The 25,996-nt window shown below is 64.4% G+C and carries 2 protein-coding genes; one reads left to right on the forward strand and one right to left on the reverse strand.

The genetic code is table 11. The features are described 5' to 3' along the window. Nucleotides 1-128: 128 nt before the first annotated feature. Nucleotides 129-656: a hypothetical protein gene (locus tag DBO33_RS43905; RefSeq protein ID WP_234390750.1), complete on the reverse strand. Its 528-nt coding sequence runs from the start codon at nucleotides 654-656 to the stop codon at nucleotides 129-131. A gap of 2,244 nt (nucleotides 657-2,900) precedes the next feature. Between DBO33_RS43905 and DBO33_RS09165 the strand changes: the two genes are divergently transcribed. Next, nucleotides 2,901-25,994: a C2 family cysteine protease gene (locus DBO33_RS09165; protein ID WP_234390751.1), complete on the forward strand. Its 23,094-nt coding sequence runs from the start codon at nucleotides 2,901-2,903 to the stop codon at nucleotides 25,992-25,994. Nucleotides 25,995-25,996 lie beyond the last annotated feature (2 nt).

Here is a 25,996-nt window from a genome sequence, read left to right on the forward strand (position 1 = left end):
TCACCCGTATCACCGGCACATCGGGCACCATGCTCACCGCCTCGGAGGGCAACCCGCGCGGTGTCGAGCGCGTCTTGCACGAGGAGTTCGGCACCGGACCGATAACAAGAGTGGAAAGGTATTTCAAGTCACAGTTCCTGCTGCATGAGCCCCTGCACTTCAGCAACAAGAGCGAAAAGTTCTCGGCCATGGCCGAAGATATTCTCAACGACGCATTCGTGGAGCGCGACGGCAAACAGGTCCAGCAGGGACATCCGCAACTCATCGTCGCCATGGACAACGCCGATGCCGCGCTCTTGGGCAAGGCATTGAGCGATGCGGCCGCGGCCCGGGGCCTCGAGGTGAAATTCGATCTGGTCGACGTCGCATGGGCCGATGGGTTCAATAGCAGAAACGCGGTGGCGGAGAAGCTGACCGAGCTCACCGATGCCGCCGGTGCGCGGGGCAAGATCCTGATCGGCAACAAGATGTTGTCCCGCGGAGTCGACATCACCCCGGTCCGGGACGCTGTCGAAAGCGGCAGACTCCTGGAAAAGATCAGCGGCGGTCCGGCCTATTCGGAACGCGTGATCGAGCAGGTCCGGCGCCGCGCCGCACGTTTCGGCGATCTGAGCAAGGGCCCGGAAGAAGGTGGCACACCGGGCGAGGCCCGCCACTACATCTCACCCGAGGACTACCGCAGCCGAGCGCCGCACAAGGGCGTCAAGGTGATCGTCTCGAGGTTCGAGGAGGCTTCCGCCGAGTACAAGAACGCCGCCGAGGCACTGAAGAATGATCAGACGCCAGAAAACCAGGCGCGGCGCGACCAAGCGGACAGCGCGCTGAAGGCGGCCGAAATTCAGCTGCGGGACGTCGCCACTCCACTACAGACGGCCGCCGTAGAACAGTTCATTCTGAGCTCGCGGAATCCGGGCGTCTACTCGGCGAACGCCCCTCCGCTCCTCGGTGATACGCCGCAACTGGATTCGCGGCCGCCGATACCGAGTCCCAGAGCGACCGACAGCTCGAACTCCGCTCAGCACGGTGATCACGATTCGTCGAACGAAGCGGTCGTGCCGCCGACACCGCAGGCGAGGCCGTCCCTGAATTGGGCTGACGAGACCATCTCGCAACTCCTCGGAGAGAATCCGACAGCGTTGTCGGCCAAGGCTTTCGACAAGAGCAGCCAGATGCAGGCCACTGTCATGGTGGTGGGAGACGCGACGCAGGCGCGCTTTGTCTGGATCCGCGGCGAGGGTGTGTGGGATCTCGCCGGCACCATGACTGAATGGTCGTCCGGTGACCTCGCTGACTTGACCTACCTCTTCAACCAGGAGGGGATGACCCGAGCGCTGTTCACGGACCAACTCCCGGAGTTGTCGCCGGATGGTCGAGCCAGAGCCGCGGCGCCGGTTAACACGGAGTCGGCACGTTCCGAAACGGACCAAGTCTCGGAATCGCCGTCACTGCTCGAAAATCACACTCGCGCAGGCGCATCGGGCAACACCGAGCTGGCACGGTCAGATGGGTCGAACGGCGCGGCCACGCCGCCGGTCCCGTTGTCGACTCACCGCGCCGGTGCCGCAGAGGGTTTCGCGATCCTGAGCGACCCGGTGCGGGCATCACCACGAACCGATTCGACCAGCACGGCCCGCGATCGATCCCGTTCATCGGACCCGGCTCTCGGCACCCGCAGCGCACCGAACCGTGCCCTGCTGGACATCGAATTCGCCGCTCGCTGGTTGCTTTCCGACCATCCGGACAACGCACTCGACGCCACCGAGTGGACAATGATGGTCGACCACTACGGGGCCGGCTCGGTCGATGACCGGATGCATTCGCTGGCTCGACTGATGGGTGTGCCGGAGCAGCAGCCGTACACCACCGACACGATGCCGTCGAACTGGCACACCATCATTCGACCCGGCATGCGGTTGGTGTATCGGACGGCCAGTGGCCGCGTCCACGCGATGACGGTCGGCGCGGAAGAGGTGCTGCTGTACGACCCGGCGACCGGACCTGCCGAGCAGCGGCTCGAGCCGCATGCGGCCGTCTCGATACTCGAACAAGACAATCCAACTCATCTCGTGGTCGATTCGATCGCCGCGAGCGAGGGCCGCGTGTTCCAGAGCTTCGCGGACCTGTACTCAGCCGCCCAGCCGTCGCGGGACTTCGAGGGTGCGCCCGAAAATCCGCTTCCGGAAACCGAATTCACCAGCACCACGCCGACTCGTTCGTTGCTGCTGGCCCAACCTCTGGACTGGCCGAGTTTCCTGGCGCCACCCGGCTCGGTGGCCCGGCAGAGGTCCGGGGTTCCTTTGCTGCCGGGGTCGCATTTCGCATTGCCCGACATCGCGATTCCCCTCCCGGGCGGCACTCGTGTGCTGCGTCCACTGCACGGTGGCGTACTGCAACATTCGAAAGATTCGGCCTGGCGGCGGCAGAACGGGAATGTGCGCTACCACCTGGTAAAAGGCCTGGATGAGCACGGTAAAGATGTGTTCGAGTGGGTCGACCCCCAGGAATTGCAGGCGCGTCGATTCGAATGGGACTCAGCTCGGAATTGCTACACGCTGCGGTTGACCTTGCCCGCGAGCGTCAACGACACCGCCTCCACCTTGCGGCTTTTCGCGAACGAGCGCGTTCGGGTCGACTTCGATGACACGCGTCCTGGCTGGATCTCGCTGCATCACAGCGGTGGCCGGACATGGGTCGAAGAGTCCGCCGCCGCTAGGCTGGGAGTGCGGCGTCCCGTTCGGCGAGAACAAGCGCTGTGGGATTCCGAGCACGGACCGCAGGCCGCGGATTTGGCGCACCTGGCCCGTACACCTGCTGGTGAGCGACTCGTACGGTTCATCGAGAACGTGCCCAATGCGCTCGAGGCTATCCAGCAGTCGATGATCCAACGCGACGACGGCACCGTGGACGTGCTGGCCTACGTCGCCGCCGAGCCACGGTGGATCCGCCTGTCCCGCTGGGTCGACGCCGCTTACGCGGGGGTCGGCTTCTCCTGGCCGGCGTTGCTGCTGAGCGCACAGGCGGCGGTCGAAGCGGGCGACCTGCTGCCCCCCGAGAAGACGCCGGCTCAGGTTCCGGAACGGTCCGGGGCGGATACCGATGTGGGCATCGAGCGAGCCGGCGCGGCGCAGACAAGTCCGGTCGGGATCGTTGTCGCCGACACGCACCATAGCTCGGTGGGCATCTCCGCCACGGCGGCCGCTGGTGCCGATTCGCGGACGAGCGAGACACCGCACGTCGCACTGGATCCTGCCCAGGACATGCCACCGGAATGGTTTCCGGTGCACAGTTCCACCGACCCCTTGTGTTCTGCGCTCGCACGCGCCCTCAATCTCGACGGCTCACACGCGCTGCGTGCCGCACTCGCCGATTGGCTGGCAGAGAATCTCCGGTACTACCGGAAAGTATTTGTCCCCGACCGCTTGAAGGAGTCGCGGAAACAGGAGAGCGCGCGCCGCCACGCCTACGACGCGGCCAACTCCGCGGACCCAGCGGGAACGTCGCTGCAAGAGAAGGAATTACGAAAGCGCTACGAACGGTGGTTCCAGCGGCAGCTCGACGGCAGATTGCAGTGGGCGATGGGTAACCTGCGAGATTTCGGGACAGACTTTGACGCACGTTCTGAGGACACGGGTGGCCTGACCGAGCAGGAACTGTTGACGTTGGCAGGTGATCAATTCCGGGCGAACCTGGTTCTGCATCACCCGGAAGGGACGATCAGTCGCGGGACGGCGGACTATTGGCGTCCGACTCTGCATCTGCGGCAGTCGCTGAGCGGTCACTACGAAATCGGGATGGACTCCGACAAATCGCTATGGGCTCCTGTGCATCCGACCCCGCCTGCGGCGGCGCCGATACCGGGGGCGATACCGCGGAAGCAGATTCCGCCGGCGCTCGATCGGATGCTGGCGTCCCGGCAGCTACCGCTGCTCGATGGTGCGGTAATCGGTAAAAGGTACACCGGCGAGAACCGGCCGCTGCGCTCCCTGACTACGCTCGATCTGGCTGAATCGATCACGATCGACCGGGGCAGGCTCGAGATCGAAACCCGGACGGTCACCGTGCCCGCTCACTACATGACTCCGAAAGAACGTGAACAGCATCGGTTGTTCATAGGCCCGGGTGGCAGGCTGTACCAAGTGCGCGACGGTGCGCCGTTCCATTCTTCGGGCGCCAGGTTCGTCATGGACGAGTTCGGCAATCTGTACTCCGGTTCGACGTCCGCAGTGACCTTCCACTCCTCCTTCCTCGCGGGACGAACGGTCACCGCCGCCGGTTATCTCGTAGTCGATGACGGCCGGGTCCAGGTGATGACCGACCACAGCGGGCACTACGAACCCACTCCGCAGATGAACGACTACGCCGTGGATCTTCTTCGCCGCCAGGGTCTCGTGCTCTCGGACAGTTTCCAGCGCAGGGGAGCCGACTACGACACCCAGATGGGACTGGGCGGGCCTGTTCGCGAACGAGTCGGCGAACTGGAACGCCAAACCGCCGAAACCGCCAGGCTGGGGCGTTGGCTGGATGCACATGACTGGGTGTTGCGCAGCCGGGAGCAGAGCGCGGATACGGGGTTTGTGCGGCAGCAGTTGCGAGCGGAACGTCATCGGCTGACCGAACAGCAGAAAGATCTGGACAGCTGGAAGCGCTTGCTCGGCAGTGGGCAGGTACGCCCGTCTCATCGGCTCGATCTGTGGGCGCATCCGGAGCCGGTAGATGCGAACGACCGAATCGTGCCGCCCGGCTTCCCGGCCGACGTCGGTGCCGACGGCACCACGGCCCTGCGTCCTGACCAAGACGCGAAGCTGGCGACCTGGTGGAACGAGCACGGCCGTGAGTGGTGGAACAGTCTGCACTTCTCCGACCTGGCGCCGGAATACCAGCGCAGGCTGGTCCAGGACTTTCCGGGCTTGCGTACTTCCGTCGAAATTCCCCTCGCCGTACGCAACACACTCAATCGGGGATACCTCGAAGCGGAATTGCGGGCGGCCGCTACCGACTCCGCCGCGCACCGTTTGCCCCAAGCGCTCGGAACGTTGATCATGCTGGTCGGCGCCGAGCTCGACGCCCAGCTCGACGCCGTGCGAGCCGGGACCGCCGCCGGCCCGGTGCATCTAGTGAATTTCGATCCCGCCGGGTCCAGCGATCCGGCCTTCCATGTCGAGTCGATCTCGCTCGCGAACGAGGCGCAGCGCAAATATTTCACCGCGCCGGATAACGATGTGACAGCTCTTCCCGGGAGCATTGCGTGGCTTGCGGCGGAGCCGCCCGGAAGTCCGGATCGGACGATGCCGTACACGACCGCGAAGTTCCTCGGTTCGGACACCGGGTTGATGGTGAGCGACACCCTGCGGCGACTCGTGCATGTCGGTGCGGCGGATTCGCTGCGGGTGCTGCGCAGGCTCGACGACAACGAGGTCGAAGTCCTGTTGCCCGATGGCGGCGAGATCGTGCTCTCCGGAATCCTGCTGGCGGCGGCATTTCGGGAGGAGCAGCAAGCCGACGGTTCGACGGTGTTGTACCCGAACGGAACCGGCGTGTTCGTCCTGAACCACGCAGCGGACGGTGCGATCAACCTGCACGGTCCCGCGTTCCCGGTTCGGTCGGTCATGGAAGACGGGGACCCGATGGTGCTGTACGTCGCGGGCGCCGAAAACTCCGGCTGGTTCGAAATCGATACCAACAGGCTCGACGTCGCGGACGGCCGGGACACCCGGCCGCTGTACGGCGACAGCGGCGTGCCGGTGCCAGGCGACCTGAGTCGAGACGCGACGGGAGACGGCTACCTGACGGCGACTCTGGTCGAGTTGGCGGCATCGAATCCCGCTCTGCTCCAGGACATGATCCGCACGACTGCAACTGATAGCGGGCGTCTGTTCCAAGTGCGGTTCTTCGATCCTGAACAGGACAACTGGAAATGGGTAGCGGTCGACGACACCTTCTACACCGGCGCCGCAGGGAACATGATGTACCCGCTGACCGATCCGTCGCAGCCGTTGTGGCCCGCCGTGATCGAGAAGGCGTGGGCGGTCTTCCGCGGCGCGGAGTATCCAAGGATCAGCTCGGCCAGTACTGAAACGGAGCTGATGCCCAGCCCACAACCCTTCATCGTGTCATCGGCTGCTGTCGCCCAGCCGACCGCAGCCGACGTGCCCGGGCAGTCACAGCTCGCGCAGTCGCCGGCGGGGCGGCCGGAAGTCGTGCAACAGGCATCGTTCGAACGGCGACGGGCTCGGGACCTGCTCGGCGGTTTCGTCAGTGAGCTCGGGCGGGCGCTGCGGCGTCGTCCGCCGACGAACTCGATGGCAACTCAGCCGACCGGCTGGTGGCGCAGGCACGCCGGGCGGGCCGGGGAACTCCTTCGGCATGTCGGCCGGAATGAGCCTGTCGGCGTGGGCAACCCGGCGGTCATCGACTTCCGCGTGCCCACTGCGGCGAGCGAGCGATACGTGCCCACTCCGGTTAGCGAGCGATCACAGTCTCAGTCCGAACGGGTAGATGGCAGTCCCTTCCGGGGCGGTGCGGACGAGGCGGCGGTAGCGGGTGCGCTGAATCCAGCGGTGGAGGGGGTTTCCGCACCGGAGGGCGCGGTGTGGAAGTCGATGCCGGGCGACGGCAACTGCTTGTTCCACGCGCTGGCGGTGGTGCTGCGCATGGAAGGCGTTGACGCGCACGAAGATTTGCGCGCCGCCGTGGTGGAAGGTTTGAGCGCGCGGGCGGCCGATGACTGGACCGGGTTCTTCGGCGACTTCATGGCGGGCGAGCCGGAACACTTGCGGCACACAGAATTCGAGCGGCAGTTGGCGAACTTGCTGAGGGGCAGCGAGTTCATGGATCCTGCGGCCGAGTTGTTCATGCCGTTCGTGGTGCGCGAGCTCGGGTTGAATGTGGATATTGCCTACCCGGGCGGCGGACTGAAAGCTCTGCGCCATGGGCCCGGGTTGCCGGTGTACACGTTGTTGCGGGCGACCGGTGACGGCGACGGGCACTATCACGTCGCGGTCGACAATAACGGAGCGGCGCTCGGTGTTCCGGAGGTCGGGCGAGTCGACGCTGACGGTGTTCGCCGGTTCGATACCAATGCAGACGGTGCCGCTTATGCCGACCGCTATCTCGCTGGGATGAAGGATTTCCAGGGTCCCGCATGGTTGAAACTTCGGCAGGCAGTGCATGCCTACGAGAAGGAGACCTGGACCAACCTCATCGTGCGCAACATTGCCGGTGTCGACGCGCGGGATGCCGAAATCGGTTCATATATCGAACAACTGAAGCGAGCTGTCCGCATCGTGGAAGTTTTGAAAGGCCAGGACCATTATGACCTGCCGACGGTTGCCGAACTCGAGGAGGACAGGGCACGGCTGGTAGCGGAGGGCGCCACAGCCGAAAGCAGTGAGCACCTGAAGCTTGTCGAGGAGATCCTGAGCGATGCGTCGCGAGAGGCGCGTTTGGAGGAGCTCGGAGAGCGAGATGAGCTGTTCTACTCGCTGTTGGACTACTTCGGCTCGACTGAGGATCTGCTATGGAAGGATGTGCTGGCACAGGTCACCCTGCTCGATCAGGCCACCGGACAGCCACTGCGGCTGCACGAGCCCGTTCAGGTAGTTCGCATCGTCGGCGACATCAATTTCATGGTCGGGGCGCAGGGTCGGCCCCTGGGGAACGGCGACCCTAGGGAGCTCATCGGTACCGTCCAGACCGAACCCGGCTACCTGTCGACCTCAGTGGGCGCGGAAACGATTGTCTCCCTTGCCGATAGCTACCGCCTGGAGTTAACCGTCCGGCCCGGTGCGAACGGCATGTACATCGGCAAGGACAGCGTCGCGCCCGGCGGTGATCAACAGGAACTCCTGCTGCCCCGCGGTACCCGCTACCGGATCACCGACGTAAGGGTCGCCGCGAACGGTCAAACGATCCTCGCGGCCGAAGTATTGCCGCCGCAGGGTGTCGCGGTCGATAACCAGGAGGGCACCGCGCAACCGTACCGAGGGGGAGGCGTCAGTCAATCCACTGCGCGGGATCGCTCCGGCCGGTCCGGACCGGCGAGGCAGCAGCGCGCGGCGGATCTGCCGTCGGTGGTTGCGCCGGGGCGCGCAGCCGGCGTGCCGGTCGAACCGGTGGCCGCGCAGCAAGCCGGTTCCGGTCGGCGGCGGACCCGTGACGTGGTGGGCGATTTCGCCGGCAGACTGAGTCAGACGCTGCGGCGTCGTCGTCCGGCGACGAACCCGGCGGCCACTCTGCCGGCCGGATGGTGGCGTAGGCGCAGCGGGCGGACCAGCGAATTCGTGCCGGACGTCGGTCGGAATGAAGCTGTCCCCGTTGACAACTCGAGTGTCGCCGAGACCCGTGTGCCCACTCCGGTGAGCGACCGGTCGCAGTCGAGGTCCGAGCAGGTCGAGGAGGCACCCATCCGAGATGGCGGGGATGCGGCAGCGGTCGTCGCAACGCTGGATCCGGTGGTTGAGGGAGTCTCTGCACCTTCGGGTGGTTTGTGGAAGTCGATGCCGGGCGATGGCAACTGCTTGTTCCACGCGCTGGCGACGGTGCTGCACATGGAAGGCGCTGACGCGCATGGTGATTTGCGTGCCGATGTGGTGACGGGCTTGAGCGCGCGGTCTGAACAGGATTGGGCCGCAGCCTTCAGAGATTTTATGGTGGGGGAACAGGAGGATGTGCGGAAGCGGGATTTCGCTTTGCAGTTGGCGAATTTGCTGAGGGACAGCGAGTTCATGGATCCGGCGGCCGAGTTGTTCTTGCCGTTCGTGGTCCGTGAGCTCGGGTTGAATGTGAATATTGTCTATCCATCTGGTGTGACCGAAGGGCTGCGTCATGGGCCCGGGTTGCCGGTGTACACGTTGTTGCGGGCGACTGGTGACGGTGCTGGGCACTATCATGTCGCGGTTGCCAATGACGGTGCGGTGCTGGGTACCTCGGATGTCGGACAGGTCGGCGCCGACGGCGTGCGCCGGTTCGATACCAACGACGACGGTGCCGCCTATGCCGGCCGCTATCTCACCGGGATGAAGGATTTCCGGGACAGGAAGTGGTTCAAACTCCGGCAGGCAGTGCATGCCTACGAGAAACAGGCTGAGGTCAATGGCGTTGTTCGCAGCATTACCGATGCCGACATACGCACAGCCATCACGGAGTATGTCGAACCATTGAGGCAAGCCGTCGACTTATTGGAAGTCTTGAAAAACGGCGTAGGCACTTCCGAACTCCCGTCGGTGCCCGAACTCGAGGAGGCCCGGGCACTCCTGATGGCGGAGGAGGCTTCGGCTGACAGCAACGAGCTTCTGAACAATATCGATGAGATCCTGAACAGTTCGTCGCCGGGCAAGCGTTTGGAGGACCTCGCGACGAAGGAAAAGACCCTCTATACGTTGATGGACTACTTCCACACCACGGAAGAGTTTGTAGCGAAAAGTTTACTGTCGCAGATCGCCCTGCTCGACCAGGCCACCGGCCGGCCACTGCGGCTGCCCGAGCCTATTCAGGTAGTTCGTATCGTCAACGACGTCAAGTTCATGGTCGGTCCGCAAGGCCTCCCGCTGGAAGGCCGCGACCCCACGGAGCTCATCGATACCGTCCAGACCGAACCCGGCTATCTGTCGACCTCCGTTGGCACGGAAACGATTGTCTCCCTGGCTGGCGGCTACCTCCTGGAACTGACCGTACGACCGGGCGCCAAGGGCCTGTACATCGGTAGGGACGGCGTCGCGTTCGGCGGCGATCAACAGGAACTCTTGCTGCCCCGCGGTACCCGTTACCGGATCACCGGCGTGCGGAAGAACTCCACGACCAGCCTGACCATCCTCACGGCTGAAGTCCTGCCACCGCATAGTGCCGCGACCGGCACCCCGGAAACCACCGCGCTGCCGTACCGGGCGGGCGGCATTACCCAGTCCACCAGGCGGGATCCCTCCGGCCGGTCCGGAATTTCACATCAGGAGACCACGTCCGGGCGGACGCGGACCGGCAACGTGGTCGGGGATTCCGTCGAAAGGCTCGGGCGGGCACTGCGCCGTCGTCGTCCGGCGACGACCCCGACCGTCACCCAGCAGACCGGTTGGTGGCGACGACACCGTAGACGGACCACGGACTTCCTGCGGCGCTTCGGCAGGAATGACGCTGTCCACGTTGGGAACCCGATCGTCGCCGAAAGCCGCGTGCCCACTTCGGTGCACGAGCAGTCGCAGTCCCGGCGCGAGCTCACATCGAATCAGCCGGTGGACGAGCCGGTCGTGGTGCCGACGGCTGACGAGCCAGTGGCTGTGCCGGTGGCCGATGAGTCGATCGCGGTGCCACCGGCCGATCAGCGTGGGCAGGTCGACACCAGCGAACCGGTCGCGCCGCCGAGCACGATCGGCGCGGGGCCGGCCGCGACGCCGTTGCGGCCACACGGCCACCACGCGGGTTCGGTGACTACGGCCGAGGGTGAGATACCCGCCGTGCCGGTGTCGGACGAGGGCCCGATTCCACTGGTTCCCCGCGGTACGGTGACGGAAACGCAGCCGATCCAGCCGCGGCGGATAGAGCGTATCCAGCTGCCGGATCCAGGCTTGGTCACCGCCGACGGACGGCCGATGGTGCCGCTGCCCGGTGGCCTGTTGAACCTCGGTGGCAACGCCGCCCGGTATCGCTCGGTGGACGGCGTCAACCAGCTGAGAGTGACTGGGGCGAACGGGACCGGCTGGGTGTTCGAGACAGCATTGACGTCAGCGGGTTTCGAGTACGACGAGAGCGCAGGACAGTGGCGGCAGTTCGCTGTCGTGGAGGGCTTGAACTCGGTCGATCGGCAGGTCCCGGTGCGGTTGGCCGAAGGCGAGCAGGTCGTGCGCGGGCGTACCGGTCGTAGTGGGAACAGACCGGGGATATGGCTGACACGTTCAGACGGCCTTCCGGCGCAGGTACGGGTATTCGTCGACCAGCTCGCACAGCTGGGCCTTCCGGAGCGGTTGCGGAGGTTGTCCGGTTCGCTGTGGGACGAGACGTCCGGTCCGGTGCCCGGCGACCTGGCACACCTGCCGGATTCTCCTGCGGTAGCGCATCTTCGACGGCTGGCCGCGGCAGATCCGGGCCGGATTCAGGCCATGATCCGGGTGACCCCGGACGGCGAGGCGAGCGACGTGCACCTGATGGTAAATGGCACCCCGCAGTGGGTGCGGATGGACCGCCGCACCGCACTACCCGGTCCGGCAGCGAACCTGTCCTGGACCGGATACCCGGCCTGGCCTGCGGTTGTCCTGGAGGCATACACGGCTGCTCGAGAATGGGCCGCCCTGGAGCAGGCGCAGCACGTGGCCGAGCCGCTTACCGTGTCCGAAGCCGATAATCAGGCCGCGCCGCGCGGCACCGCTCAATTGTCCAACGACGCTGCCGATCTCACGCCGCAGGTGGAGCGTCACGTGGCACTCCGCCCGACGGGCACGACGGAGATCGATGCCGATGGCGAGAGGTGGCTGACCCTCATCGAAACCGACACCCACGTAGAGGTGCGGCGGAGCTGGTCGTGGCTGACCGAGAATCACTACGTGTTCGTGGCGGCCGGTCGCTTCCTCCATCGTGTCGCCAGTGGGCCGATCGGGTTGGCGCCCGATGTCGAACTGAACATCACGCCGGCGTTGCGGGTGAGTCCAGCCCGCGAACATGTGCTCACCGCGGCGGTCGTCGACGAGTTCGACTCCACCAGGACCTTGCCTGCGGGCGAATCGGTTCGGATCCGCGACGATATGAATCTTCCCGGACTGGTCCGGCTGGATGCGGCCGGTGGTTCGGTGGCTGTGGGGCACAATGTCATTCAGGCGATGGGCCTGCCGATTGCACATGACCTCGAAGGCCCGGTGTGGCGTGCGAGCGGGCCGTCGATACACGACCTCGCCGGTCTACCGGATTCACCCGCAGTGCGGCAGTTACGCGAACTGGTCGAATTCGAGAGCGAGATCATTACCTCGCGCATGCGGATGAACCTCGACGGAACGGTCGATGTGCACCTCATGGTCGAGGGGATGCCGCGGTGGGTACGGGTGGATCGGGTCTCCGACCAGCCGTGGGACCTACGCCAGCCGATTTGGGCAGCGCTGATCCTGCGCGCGTTCGAGGCTGTCGCGGCGGGAACGCTTCACGCGGCGTACGGTCACCGAGCTCCGCTGATGGGCGACACCGCAATGCCGGTGCCCGAGCGCAACATCGAAGAGCTCGACCTGGACACGGTGCTGCCCGACGCCGCGCACCACGACACTCTGCCGGACGATCAGCTCGAGCAACTCCGTCTCGCGGTCGGCCCGGACGGGCGGCTGTACCGAGCGGGCGACGGCAGTCTCTTCGGCACATCGGGCCGCCGCGCGGTCCTGGTCATGGACCAGAACGCCAATCTCTATGCGGCGCAACTCGTCGGCGGCGGGGATCAGCGGGTCACCCATGCGGCGTTGCTCGGAGGTGGACGCGCCGCTATAGCCGCGCAAATCGAAGCGCGGGACGGCATCATTTCAGTGATCATCGACCGCGGTGGCGAATACCCGATTACGGCGTCGTTGAACGACGCGGCCATCGGGCAGCTGATGGCGCACCTCGGTCTGCGGTTGGCACCGGATGTCCGATTCATGGCTTTCGACGCGGAAAACGCGCGGGAGGTGGATCGGACCGCGGTCAGCCTCGGTGCCCGGCTCCGGCTCGTCGGACCGGACCTGCACACCTTCCTGTCCGCCAGGCTCACCCCGTTCGAGGGCGGGTTCCTGTTGCATCAGGCCACCACCGAGACGCGCCGTTGGCTCGGCGGGCAGGACATGCTGCAGGTTACGGGTGCTGATAGGACGGGCTGGGTGGTTGCCGACATCTTGCGCGAGCACGGTTACCGCTGGCAACGGTCCACCGGGCGGCTTTACCGCAGTATGGAGATCGACGTCATCATGGCGGCGGACGGGGAGCCGCGCAGGATCACCGTATTCGACACCGACCGCGTCCTCATACCGGCTGGTCCCCACGGAACACTGCTTCGACTGCACCACGAGGGCAACGAACTGCTGGTGACCGAACAGGTTGCGGGCCAGCTCGGACTCGCTCCCCGCACCGCGCTTCGGGGCGTGCTGTGGAACGGGTCGGGGCCGCGCCTCCGAGATCTGGACCACCTGCCGAATACCGAACAGGTGCGGGGGCTTCGTACCGCGATCGCGAGCTCCCGAAACGGCATTCGGCACAGACTGCACGAAAACGCAGACGGCAGTGTCGATGTCCTGCTCGGCGAGGGACAGCAGGCGCATTGGGTGCGCGTGTCCCGCAGCACCGATCTGCCTTGGCAACCGGACAGCGACCAGCCGATCTGGCCTGCCATCCTGCTCGCGGCCATCACCATCGACAATGCGGACAACGCTGTACGGAACAGGGCACTCGATCCCCTCGACCCGCCCGGCGAGCTTCCCCCGCCCAATTCCGTTGCCGTGCCGCAAGTTGAGGATGTGGTGCCGGGTCTGTTTTCGTCGGATGCGTTGGGTGCGTTGGGTGATGTCGTGGCCGAGAGCGGATCGGCTGCCGTCCCTGTGGTTGATGTGGTGCCGCAGGTTGAGGATGTGGTGCCGGGTCTGTTTTCGTCGGATGCGTTGGGTGCGTTGGGTGATGTCGTGGCCGAGAGCGGATCGGCTGCCGTCCCTGTGGTTGATGTGGTGCCGGCTCTGTTTTCCTCGGATGCGTTGGGTGCATTGGGTGATGTCGTGGCCGAAGGCGTATCTCCCGCGGCCCCACCGGAGCTCAGAGTGGTGTCGGGAACGACCCCAGACAACAATGATGGTGCGCCGGGTAGTTCGGACAGTGTCGCCCGGCAGTTGCCGTCCGGCCCGATTCCGCTCGCGCCATTCGTGTCGAAAATGAATGACCAGCCGGTAGCGCCCGCTCCCAGCCGTATCCGGCTGCCGCAGATCGGTGTGAGCACCGATCGTGGGCTGCCGATCCTGCCGAGCGCGAATGGTGCGCTGAGATCTCCGAACCGACCATGGAACCGGTACACCGACAATGGCACGCTCAGCTACCGCGTATCCGGGTCCAATGGCGCAGGGTGGATCCGGGAAGCGGAACTTCTCGCGGCGGGTTTCCGGCTGAGTGCGGATGGCCATGCCTTCCGTCGCGCCGCCGACTTGCCCGGAATCAACGGCCCCGTCACCGTTTACGACGGCGAGCGTGTCGACATCGATCGTTCCGGCGAGCGGCCCGATGAATACGACGGGCACATGCTCCTGCAGCTGCCCGGCAGGTCGGTATGGGTCCAGGAAATCGCGGCAGCCGTGTACGGGCTGTTTCGTCCCACGCCGCTGCGCGGTCCACTCTGGGCGGAGTCCGGCCCGCAGGCCACCGACCTCGACGGTTTGGCCGGGCCCGAGGTGGCGCAGCTGCGTGAGCTCGTGGGTGACCATCCCGAGTTCCTTCGGAACATGTTCCGCGCGAACGATGATGACACCGTCGATGTCCGCCTCGTGGCGGGTGAACGGGCCCGGTGGATCCGAGTCGACCGTTTCTTCAACCGCAGTCTTGTCTGGCCGGACGATCGCCCGATCTGGCCCCTGCTCGTCCTGATGGCGAACGAACACGCGGCCGCGCACACCGCGGTGTCGGCCGCGCAGCGCCACGATCGTCGGGCTCCCACGGAGGTGATCTGGAACGGCGAGACACGAATAATCGACGGTGTCACACACTTCGACGTCATCGTCCCCACCACGCCGGAGACGAGCGGCTGGTTCACTGAAGAAGCCCTGACAGATATGGGTGGAGACAATGATCCGGGACATCGGATGTTCGTCCTTCCGCCCGCACCGACGCTGCCGCTGCACGCGGAGGCGGACCGAACAGTGCTGAGGCAGGCCGGTCCGCCGGTCTACTCGGCAGCGCTGCCCGGAGGACCGTTGTACCTGACACCGCACGACGTGGCGGACGAGGAGGCGGTCGTACGGGCACCGGTAGGTGACCGAATCGCCATGCCTGCTTGGCAATTGGTGACCGACCTCGGTGTGTCGATCCGCCCCTTCCCGGACGGTTCGCTGGTGCGCCTGGATGCCGAGATCGAAGTCGATGACGATGACACGCCGAGGACCACCGGTGAGTGGGTGTGGGTGGCCGGCGGCAACGGTCAGGGCTGGGTCGCTGCGGAGGACCTGACTCGCGCAGGATTCGAACGAGTCGGCGATTCCCTGGAATACCGACGCATGGCGAGGATCAACACCGCGGGTGGTGTGGTGACTTTGAACGACGGCGAAACCGTCGAGGTCACAACAGGTTCCGGCAACCAGGTCCGCCTGCGGCAGGTCGGCGGCGAGACCTTCGTGGTGGATCGCGCGGTGGTCGCCGACCTCGGTCTCCGGGTGCTGCGAAGGCTCGACGGCCAACTCTGGCGACCGACCAGCCCGCGCGCCGCCGACCTGAACGTCTTCACCCGGATGCCGGGCGCGGTGAACCCGGAGGCGCTGGCGCAGTTGCATGAACTCACGGCCGCCGATCCGGCTGTCGTCCGATCCATGGTCCGCGATGCCCCGGACGATGCCGGCGCGGCCGAAGTGCGCCTGGTTGTCGGCGGTCGGCCACGGTGGGTGCGAGTCAGCCGAACCGGCGACTGGCACGGTGTGCTGAACAACAGCCATGTGATGTGGCCGCACCTGATTCTGGCTGCGCAACAGCACATCGAACAGCGCTACGCCGCATCGGCACAGCAGCCCGAGCACAGCATTCAGTTCCCCGTCGAGGAGTCGCCACCCCCCGGCTACGCCGAGGTCGATGAATCGTCGGGCCTGGCGATCGAGGATGCGGTCGATTCCGACTCAACCGATACGAACGTAGTACGCCTGCGCGGTGCGGGAGTCGACGGGCCGGGTTCGGCAGCAGGAGTTTTCGCCTTCGGTGAGGTGCGGGACAGGATCGCCGGTATTCGTGCGCCGGGTGTGGATGGTGTGTGGGAGTCGCAGCCCGGTACGGGGAATTGCTTGTGGGAGGCGTTGGCGCGGGCGGTTGGTATCGATGTAGCTGATCGGGACGCACATCGGGATTTCCGGGTGGGTGTCGTGCAAAAGATGCTGGCGAACCCGGATGCGTATCTGGGTGAGTTCATGGCTTCGAAGCCTGTGGCGGAGCGTCGAGCCGAGTTCATGCAGCAGTTGCGTGAGTTGCTGGAGGATGGCACGTGGAACAGTGATGCTGCGGACTACTTGTTGCCCTCGGCGGCCGCTGCGTTGAAGTTGAATGTGGATGTGTACGACTCGAATGGTGTTGTGACGCAGCTACATTTCGGGCCGCCCATGCAGCAGTTGAATTCGTTCATGTTGAACCGTGCTGGTAGTGGTGCGCACTATTGGGTCGCGGTGCACAGGCGAAGTGGCGCGGTCGTGGACACCCTGGACTTCCAGCATGTGCCGGGCGACCTGCATGGCCGGATCGGCCATTCGACGCGGGGCGGCATGGAGGCCTCGGATAGTTCCAGCACGCAACAGCACAGCGACCCAACCCCCGCTGCCCTCGAACACGACGACTTCTCGTGGCTGGATGACGCGGATGCGGCTATCGATGCGATGGAGCCGCAGTCTGTCGCCGCTGACCTCGGGCAGATCGACCACTCCTGGGTGGATGATGCGCGTGCCACAATTGATGAACAGGAGCTATTGTCCGCAGCGGCCGTGTTCGGGAGGACTGGAACGAGCACGGCTGTTGCGAACCCGCAATTAGATCAGGTCAGCGAGTTGCTGGGCGGAGAGCCTGTGCAGATCACCATCGAGTCCGCCGAGGCGCAGTTGCGTACGCCCAGTATAGGGGTGGTCTTTCGAGATGAATCGGGCGCGTTGGTTTATGCGACGACAAGGGCAAATAAGGCGAGCACACTGCTGGGGTTCAAGCTACCTGATGGCAGGAGCACGACTACCACGTTCGATAGACTCCGACGGTTACGGGGTGTGGGCGAGGTGTGGATTCGCCGGGACGCGTTCGACTCGATTGCGTGGGAATTGCCGACGCGCAAGCAGCCCGAAATACCGCAGTTGGACCCGTCAGCCGTAGCTGCTGCTGTGGATGCCAAAGTCGTCGAGACCCGAAAATCACCGAGTGATGAGGTTGTGCCGGTACCGCTCAATACTGCTGCAGTTCAACTGCGCTGGCCCCGCACGCGGTTTATGTATCGAGATGCTGAGGGACGATGGGTTAAGGGGTCAACATCTAAACAAGATGGTATGGAATTCCGCCGATCCATGGGGGTTGAATTATACTATCGCGAGGGTGGCAGAAGTGTCAGGAAGAAGTGGGGGGTCGACAGCTTTCTGATGAACCTGGCCAACCAAGGAGTCGGCGAGATATGGCTCAGGAGGCGCGGCCCCGACGATCGGCCGGATGTCCTGCCGGGGTTGCCACCACAGGCAGATGAAGGGCAGCGGGATCGCTTGTTGCGGGCGGGTTTGCAGGAGATTTTGGTCGAGCCTTCCGGAGATTGTTTGTATGAATCGATCTTGCGTTCGTCCGGAGCACGTCTCTTGCCGCCGAGGTGGCGGAATGTCGTCGATTTGCGACGGGAGGTCATGATCTGGCTGGTGCGGCAGCAGGTGTGGGATCGTGACGAGTATGGATTACGCGGGTGGTCACGTAATCAACTGGAGGATGCCTTGCGGCCGGGAGAGTGGGCAAATCCTGTCGCAGACATTGCACCTATCGCGCTGGGAAATATGTTGTCCGAGTACGGGATCTCGCTCCAGGTCGTGTCTGGTTCGGAGTTCCGGACCGGTGCGGATGGATCGGCCGAGTTCATTCGCGAAGGCGAGGTTCAGAGCTTCGGTCCGGCGAACGGTATGCGGCTGACGGTTCTGCATGTGGGGCGAGCGCATTACAACGCGACCATAGCTATGCTGAGTGGCGATGGAGAGGCGCTGAATTCGGAACTTCTCGAGGTCCGGAAAATGTTGCGAGGTGTGCCGGTGCGGATCTCGATCGAGAGTGCAATGGAGCAGGTGCAGCGGACTGGGGTCGAGATTGTCTTCCGAGATCGTAACGAAGTGCTGGTTCGGGCGAAGACATCAATACGAAGCAGCACGAGTGCAGTTATTCTGAATTTCAAGAAACCTGATGGGAATTCCACGCAATCCTCGTTCCGTGCGCTCAGGGAAAATCATGGTGTGCGCGAGGTGTGGGTCCCTCAGGATGTCCTGGACCCGGCTGCGGGGCAGTCGCATCTCGGGGCGCAGTCCGAGGTTATTGAACGGCAACGGAATGTCGACGATCAGCAAAACGCTATCCTCTCGTTGGAGGATAGCGATCTGGGCGCTTTTGCCACTTCGGAGCTGCTGGACGATGACGACTTCACCTGGCTGGACGATCTTCTCCCGTCGGAGGGCCCCGCTGACCTAGCGGGTGAACAGCCTGTATCGATTCAGCACGCGCAGCAGCCCCCTGCGCCGGCAGCGGTGCGCGAAATAGGTGAGTGGTCCGGGGAACACGCTCAGTGGTTCGATTTGGACAGTTCAGCTACGGAGGGTCGATCCGCGACGGTGCTCGGGCCGGATGCGCGAAATCTGTTCAGCGCATTGAGTACCCGGTCGGTGCGGGAATCGGACGCGTACGACCTCGAGCAAGGATGGTCGAGTCCCACGAAGAAGCGACGCGGGGCCGCTGCCACTGATCCGGATCCGTTGACCGTCACCGACGACCCGGAGACGAACGTCGCGGGGCTGCGAGGCGGCAAAGCCGACGAATCGATCTCCACGACAATGGGTTTGCTCTCCCCTGTAGGGGGCGAGGTGCGTGCGCAGATCGGTGGTGTTCACGCGCCAGGTGCGGATGGGGTGTGGGAGTCGCAGCCCGGTGCGGGCAACTGTCTATGGGAGGCGTTGGCGCGGGCAGTCGGTGTCGACATCACCGATCGGGATGCGCATCGCGATTTCCGGGTGGGTGTCGTACAGAAGATGCTGGCGAATCCGGATGCGTACCTGGGTGAGTTCATGGTTTCGGAGCGGTCGGCGGCGGTGCGCCGGGCCGAGTTCGTGCGGCAGTTGACGGAGTTGCTGAAAGAGGGGACGTGGAACAGTGATGCCGCCGATTACCTGCTGCCGTCGGCGGCCGCGGCTTTGGCATTGAATGTGGATGTATATGACTCGGATGGTGGTGTAGCACATCTGCACTTCGGGCCGCCCGAGCAGCAGTTGAACACGTTCATGTTGAACCGCGACGATGGGGATGCGCACTATTGGGTTGCGGTCCACGGACGTGGCGGCGCTGTCGTGGATACCGTGGGCTTCGAGCATGTGCCGGGCGAGTTGTCCAGCCGCACTGAGCATTCGACACGTGGTGGAATGGATGTTGCCGGTGGCCGAGGCGCACGGCAGCGCAGCGCGGACGAGGTTGGCGCGCAGTCCCACCACGATCCGGGGCTTTCGACAACGAGCATGCCGGAAAGTCCTCGTGCCGACACCGCGGACTTCCTCGACTTCGGCGCCGATCTGGTAGCGATGTTTGTCACCGAGCCGGGTGCGACAGCAACGCAATTCGACAGTGCGGTGGTTCCGGCAGCCGTGACCTCGGATGCGCAGCCGCCAGCAGGACTGATGGTCTCGATGCCGGCGGCTCGATTCAGGCTACCGAACGACCACGTGTTCGTGAAAAAAGCGGACGGCAATTTGGCACCGATCGGTATGACCTCCACGCTGACTGAAACGGGGACGAGCATTGTCCGCGGATTGACCATTCATGAGGTTCGCCAAACCGACGGTACTTCCATGGGAATTCCCGCTGCCGTGCTGGCTGAGGCATTCGAGTACAATTCGGCGCAGAACTCCTGGAGTCCGATACGTTCCGGGTTGTTCTGTGTCGATGACACCCACACGGTCGTACAGTGGCGCGACTCCAGTGTCGCCATTCGGATGGATTACCATGTGCCGCCGAATATCGAACTGCTTCGCCCCGACGGTGGATGGTTGCCGGTCGAAATAGAGGGCACGTTGCGCATCATGACCGGTACCGCCACTGGTCCGCTGTACCTGAATGGTGGTCCACAACCGGGGGATGTTCGACAGGGCATGATCGGGGACTGCTACCTGTTGTCGAACCTGGTCGGATTGGCCGGTCGTCATCCGGATCTGATCGTCGACATGATCCGCGAGGACGTAACAGCCCAGCAGCGTACGTTCAGTGTTCGCTTCTATGATGCGGCGAACAAAAGTCCGGTGTGGGTAAAGGTGGACGACACCTTCTACCAGTCCGCTGACGGACGAATGATCTATGCGGCACACGACGCGACGCTGCCGTTGTGGCCTGCCGTGATCGAAAAGGCGTGGGCGGTATTCCGTGGTGCGGATAGGGGATACCAAGGCATTGACGGAGGGTTGAGTGGTCTGGTCGCGGGCCAATTGCGTCCGCCTCTGATGCCGGGCATTGCTGGTCGGACTCAGTCGACACACAGTGCTCAGGAAGCAGTGGTCAAGTTTTGGTTCGAGATGGACCAGGAGACGTTGACCAGCATGCTAGGTGAGAGTGCTGGGCTTGCTCAGATGATCATAAGTTGGGAAGGTCGTCAGGCGTCGGCCGAAATATTATTCGACGAGCTTGAATGCGCGAGTCTCGAGGCAGATATCGCAGTGGCGGACGTTGGCCTGATGCCATCGGATCTGCGGACGAAGGATCTCACGGAACTCGCTGCGATTGTTGATAACGAACACATGGCCGCAGCGATCATGGATGCGTTGCCGAATTGGCCGTCCGACGGTAGCGCCGACAGCAACCTCGCAAAGTTCTTGGCGGACCAGTGGAAGGCGTCGGCGGCACCACTGTATAAGTTGTTCGACGCGTGGGAAGCGGACAGCGCGCTGACAGACACCACAACGGCCGTGTGGGTGGCGGAGCGGATCGATTACTTACTGCAGCGTGGTGACACCGTAAGCATGGGGACGCGGCAGAATGCCGGAGTCGGACGCCCGACTGCCGTCCAGCTCCACCCCGAACACTCTTATTCGGTCCTTCGGGTGAACCGAGCAGCCACGGTGAACGGTGGGCTCGGCGCGCCGACGTCGGTGGTTGTGCGTGATCCGCACAGAGACGCGGAAATCACCGTGCCGGTCGAGCATCTGAATCAATTCGAAAGAATCGGCTCGTCCGGTCCGGGCACGCTGGCGATGTACGGCTTGTCGGACGGCATCGCAACGACGAGCGCAACAACGCGCCCGGCGGTAACCGAGACCGGGCCCGGGCACGCAGCCGAACCAGCCGCCGGACCACCGCTGGTCCCGCGCGCAACTCGACCCGATGTTTCGCAGTGGGGTGAAGTTGTCGTCGAAGCTCCGGCGGTCCCACGCGCGACTCGCCCGGACGTATCGCAGTCGCCAGAGGTGATTGTGCAGGGCCCGCCTGTTCCTCATGCTTCGCGACCTGACGTCTCGGGCGCATCGATGTCGGTAGTCGACGAGGTCGCGACGGATGGCGTTGAGGACGCATCACTGTCGTTGCCCGAAGGCTGGGAGTACCTCCGCGAACAGTTCGTAGCGGCGGACACCGGCTTGGTCGCGGACCGGCGGCCGGTGTTCGCGGGCACCGATATTCGGGTGCCGGAGCGCAGGACAGCGGCCGAGTGGCTGTCCTTTGACGGCGTGCGGCCAGTTGACGGAAAGCCGATGGAGCCGGACGAGGACTACGAACCGATCTCGATCGCCGATCGCGAGAAGTTCCGGATCGTGGTGGGGCCGGACGGCCGGTTGTACTCGGCGGACGGTGCGGTATTCGACACCGTGTGGGCCGCTGAACAGGGTTCGGGAAGCACGCGCGACTTCGCGGCGTTGCAGAGCGATCCGCACGTACCGGAACGGCGCGCCATGATGGTGATGGACGTGTACGGCAATATGTACGCGCTCACGAAGGAACAGCAGCGTCGATACGGCCGCAGCCAGGACATCACCCACGCGTCGCTGCTCGGCGGTGCCCCCGCCGCTGCTGCGGCAGAGATCGAGGTGCGGGCTGGAGTGCTGCGCGTCCTGGTCGATTGGGGCTCGGAATACGATTACGAGGACGAACCGACGGATATCGTTCTGGCGGAACTGAATTCGGCGGCGCTGAGTTATCTGCGTGCTCAGCGGATCGGTTTGCGGATCGACGCGGACTTCGAGCACCTGAGTTACGCGGAAGCGGCCAATATGCCGGTACCAGTACCGGCACCGTCACCGGTGGTGGACGAGGCGCGAGCACGGGAGCGCCTGCCTGCGGCAGCCGTGCGAATCCCTGATGGTAGAACGATCACTTTCGCCGCAGCCGGGGGAGTTGTGTCGTTGGCGGGAGGCTCAACGGTCGCGGTGCGCGTGGACGAGGCCGACCCCGTTCAGGTTTCGGTGCGCGAACCCGGCGACAGCGGGGTGTGGCATCGGGTCGAGCGCAAGTTGCTGACGGACGCCGGTGTGCGGGTACCGACCGTGAAACGTGTCGCCGGTCCGCTGTTCGGGCTCGACGATATGCCTCGTGCCTCCGATGTGAAGCAAGGCGGGGCTGGTACCTGCTACTTGCTTGCCGACCTCATCGGTCTGGCGGATCGGCATCCTGAGTGGGTGCGCCAGATGGTCCGTTCACGTTCCGACGGTGACTTGGAGGTGCGGTTCATCGAGCAAGACGGGAATGGACGGACGGTATCGGCAACTGGCGAAGTGCAATTCACCGAGCCGATTCGGCGTGAGGTGTGGGTTCCGGTCGATCGACGGTTCCATGCCTACGACAGGCAGATGGCTTATGCGGCTCATGAGGACGGACAGCCGCTGTGGCCCGCGGTGATCGAGAAGGCTTGGGCGATCTATCGGGGAGGAGACAAGGGGTACGCGGGAATCGAGGGTGGGGTGTCGGGGGCGACCTCGAGCGTGCTGTGGCCTGCGAATCCGCCCGGTGCGGCAGGGCGGACACTGCCGATCAGTGTGGTGGACGACCCCGCGTTCGCCCATCCGCTGATGGTGGGTCCGGATGCGTTGGCGCAGTTGACGGGAGGCAGCTACGAGGTCGCGCACGAACTGCTGGACCTGGAGCACGACTGGCACGATTACCTGGAAAAATGGACCGCTCCCGGGACATGGGACAAGGCTGTCGCTGAGTGGAGCAGGATCGCGGGGCTCGGCCTATCCGAGAGTGATGCCAGGTCGACGCATGCGCGGTGGTTGAATGCCCACGATCCGCGCACGGCCGCCGGTTTTCGCACATTCTTGGAGGAGAAGCTGGGCGCCGAGCGCTCTCAACAACTCGAGCCACAGCTGCGGCTCATATACGCGGAAATGACGAGGTGGGAATCACCGGCGCCGTTGGATGATTCGGTCGTCAGGCAGTGGGTGGCCGACCGGATTGCGAACTTGCTGCAGCGAGGCGACACAGTGATCATGAATACTCGACCTCTGCCGGACGGTGCGACAAGGCATGCCGACACCGGCCTGTCGCACAACCACGCGCACTTTCTCTCAGGCGTGGTGGTCGAGGAACAGACGGGACGTGTGACGGGATTGCGGCTGATCGACTCGAACGTGCGGCAATCCGGCGATCGGTCCCGTGATGAAGTCGTGGTTTCGCTGCGGCACCTCAACCAGTTCGCCTATCTATCCTCCGCAGGTCCGGGTACTCGATTCGCCCATGGTTTGGATAGGGTCGCGCTACCGTTTGCCCCGTACTATGTAGGTTCTCCAGAGCAAGTTCCTGCTGACTCCCACCACTCCGCCGACTTCATCGCTACGACCAGTTCGTCTGCTCCGGACGGCGTCGAAGGTACGTCGCTCCCCGAAGGTTGGGAGACCTTCCGCGCACAATTCACGGAGCCGGACACCGAACCCGTTGCGGAACAAGACAGCCGACCACTTTTCGCGGGTACCGATATCCGCGTGCCGGAGCGGAACACAACGGCCGATCGCCTGTTTACCGGGCGGCCGATGGAGCCCGGTACGGAGTACGAACCGATCTCGTTCGCCGATCGCGAGAAGTTCCGCATCGTGCTGGGACCGGACGGCCGGTTGTACTCGGCGGACGGTGCGGTATTCGACACCGTGTGGGCCGCGGAGCGCGGCTCAGGAAGCACGCTCGACTTCGAGGCTTTGCCCAGCGGTCCGAGCGCGCAGGAACGGCTAGCCGTCATGGTGACGGACGAATACGGCAATATGTACGCGGTCACAAAGGAACAGCAGCGCCGATATGGCCATGGTCGGGTCTTCACCCATGCGTCCCTGCTCGGCGGCGCTCCCGCTGCTGCCGCGGTGGAGGTCGAGGTCCGCGCAGGCGTTTTGCGGGTCATGGTCGATTCGGACGCGGAATGTGACTATGCGAACGAACCTTCCGATATGACGGACCTGAACGTCGCTGTGCTGCTACACCTCAGTGGCCAGACTGCCGGACTGCAGACCCATGACGACTTCGAGTACCTGTCCTTCCAGGCGTTCGAGGAGCTGAGCTTCGAGGAAGCGGCCGGTGAGTTCACTCCGGTTCCGACACCGGCTGCGGTGGATATGGCGCAAGCAAAGGAGCGCATTCCTGCGGCAGCTCTGCGTATCCCTGGAGACACACCGATCACCTTTGTGGCAGCCGGGCAGACAGTGACTTTGGCGGCGGGAACCATCGTCGCGATGCGGATCGATGCGGACGACCCTGCTCGCGTTTCGGTGCGCGTCCCCGGCGGTAGCGACGGTACGTCCGTGTGGCATCAGGTCGATCGCGAAGTGCTGGTAGACGCCGGTGTGCTCGTGCCGAACATGGTGCATGTCTCCGGTCCACTGTTCGGGCTCGGCGATGTGCCCCGGGCCTCCGACGTGCAGCAGGGCGGCGCTGGAACTTGCTACCTGCTCGCCGATCTCATCGGCCTGGCGGAGCGGCACCCGGACTGGGTACGCCAGATGATTCGTACCCGAACGGACGGCGACTACGAGGTTCGGTTCATCGAGCAGGACAGCGATGGCCGAGTGACCTCGGCAACCGGTGAAGTGCAGTTCACCAGCCCAGTACGGCGCGAGGTCTGGGTGCCGGTGGATCGGCGGTTCTATGCCTACGACGGACAGATGGCGTATGCGGCACACCGGGACGGGCAGCCGTTGTGGCCCGCGGTGATCGAAAAGGCCTGGGCGACCTATCGTGGCGGGAGCGAGGGGTACGCGGGAATCGAAGGCGGGTTTGCCGGCGAGACCGCGAGTTCGCTGTGGCCTGCGGATTCGCTCGGTGCTGCAGGGCGGATACTGCCGATACGTGCCGTCGATGACACCGCGTTCGCGCATCCGCTGATGTTGGGTCCGGATGCCTTGGCGGAGCTCGTGGGCGGAAGCCATGAGGTCGCGCATGAGCTGCTGGGCCTGGAACACGCCTGGCACGACTACATGGAAAGTTGGGCCGGTCATTCGACGTGGGACAAGGCCCTCGCTGAATGGCACAGGATCGAGGGGCTCGGCCTATCTCTCGGTGCTGCCAGCTCGATGATCACGCAATGGCTGAATGCCCACGATCCGCGCTCCGCTACCGGCTTCCACACCTTCTTGACGGAGACGCTCGGCTCCGAGCGCTTCCGGCAACTGACGCCACAATTGGAGCCGGTGCTAGCGGAGATGACGCGGTGGGAATCGGTCGCCCCGCTGAATGATTCGGTAGTGACGCGGTGGGTGGCCGACCGAATCGCGAATCTGCTACGGCGCGGCGACACGGTGGTCATGACTACCCGCCCGCTGCCGGGCGGTGCGAATGCGCATGCCGACAGCGGTCTGACGGCTCGGCACTCGTACTTCGTTTCGGAGGTGGTGGTCGAAGAGGAAAGTGGCATGGTGACGGGGCTGCGGCTGATCGACTCGAACGGCGATTCGTTCCGCGACGAAGTCGTTGTTCCGCTGCGGCACCTCAACCAATTCTGGACCTTGGCGTCGGCGGGTCCGGGGAGCCGGTCCGCATACGGTTGGGACAAGGTCGCGTCGACACATGGCCCTTATGAACCGGTTCCGGAAGCTCCTGCAGTGCAAGCTTCTGCTGCCGACAGCGCCGCTGCCGTCGACTTCTTCGACCCGACCGCGTTCGGCCGGTAACG

It is taken from the genome of Nocardia suismassiliense, assembly GCF_900269665.1.
GTDB classification, from domain to species: Bacteria; Actinomycetota; Actinomycetes; order Mycobacteriales; family Mycobacteriaceae; genus Nocardia; species Nocardia suismassiliense.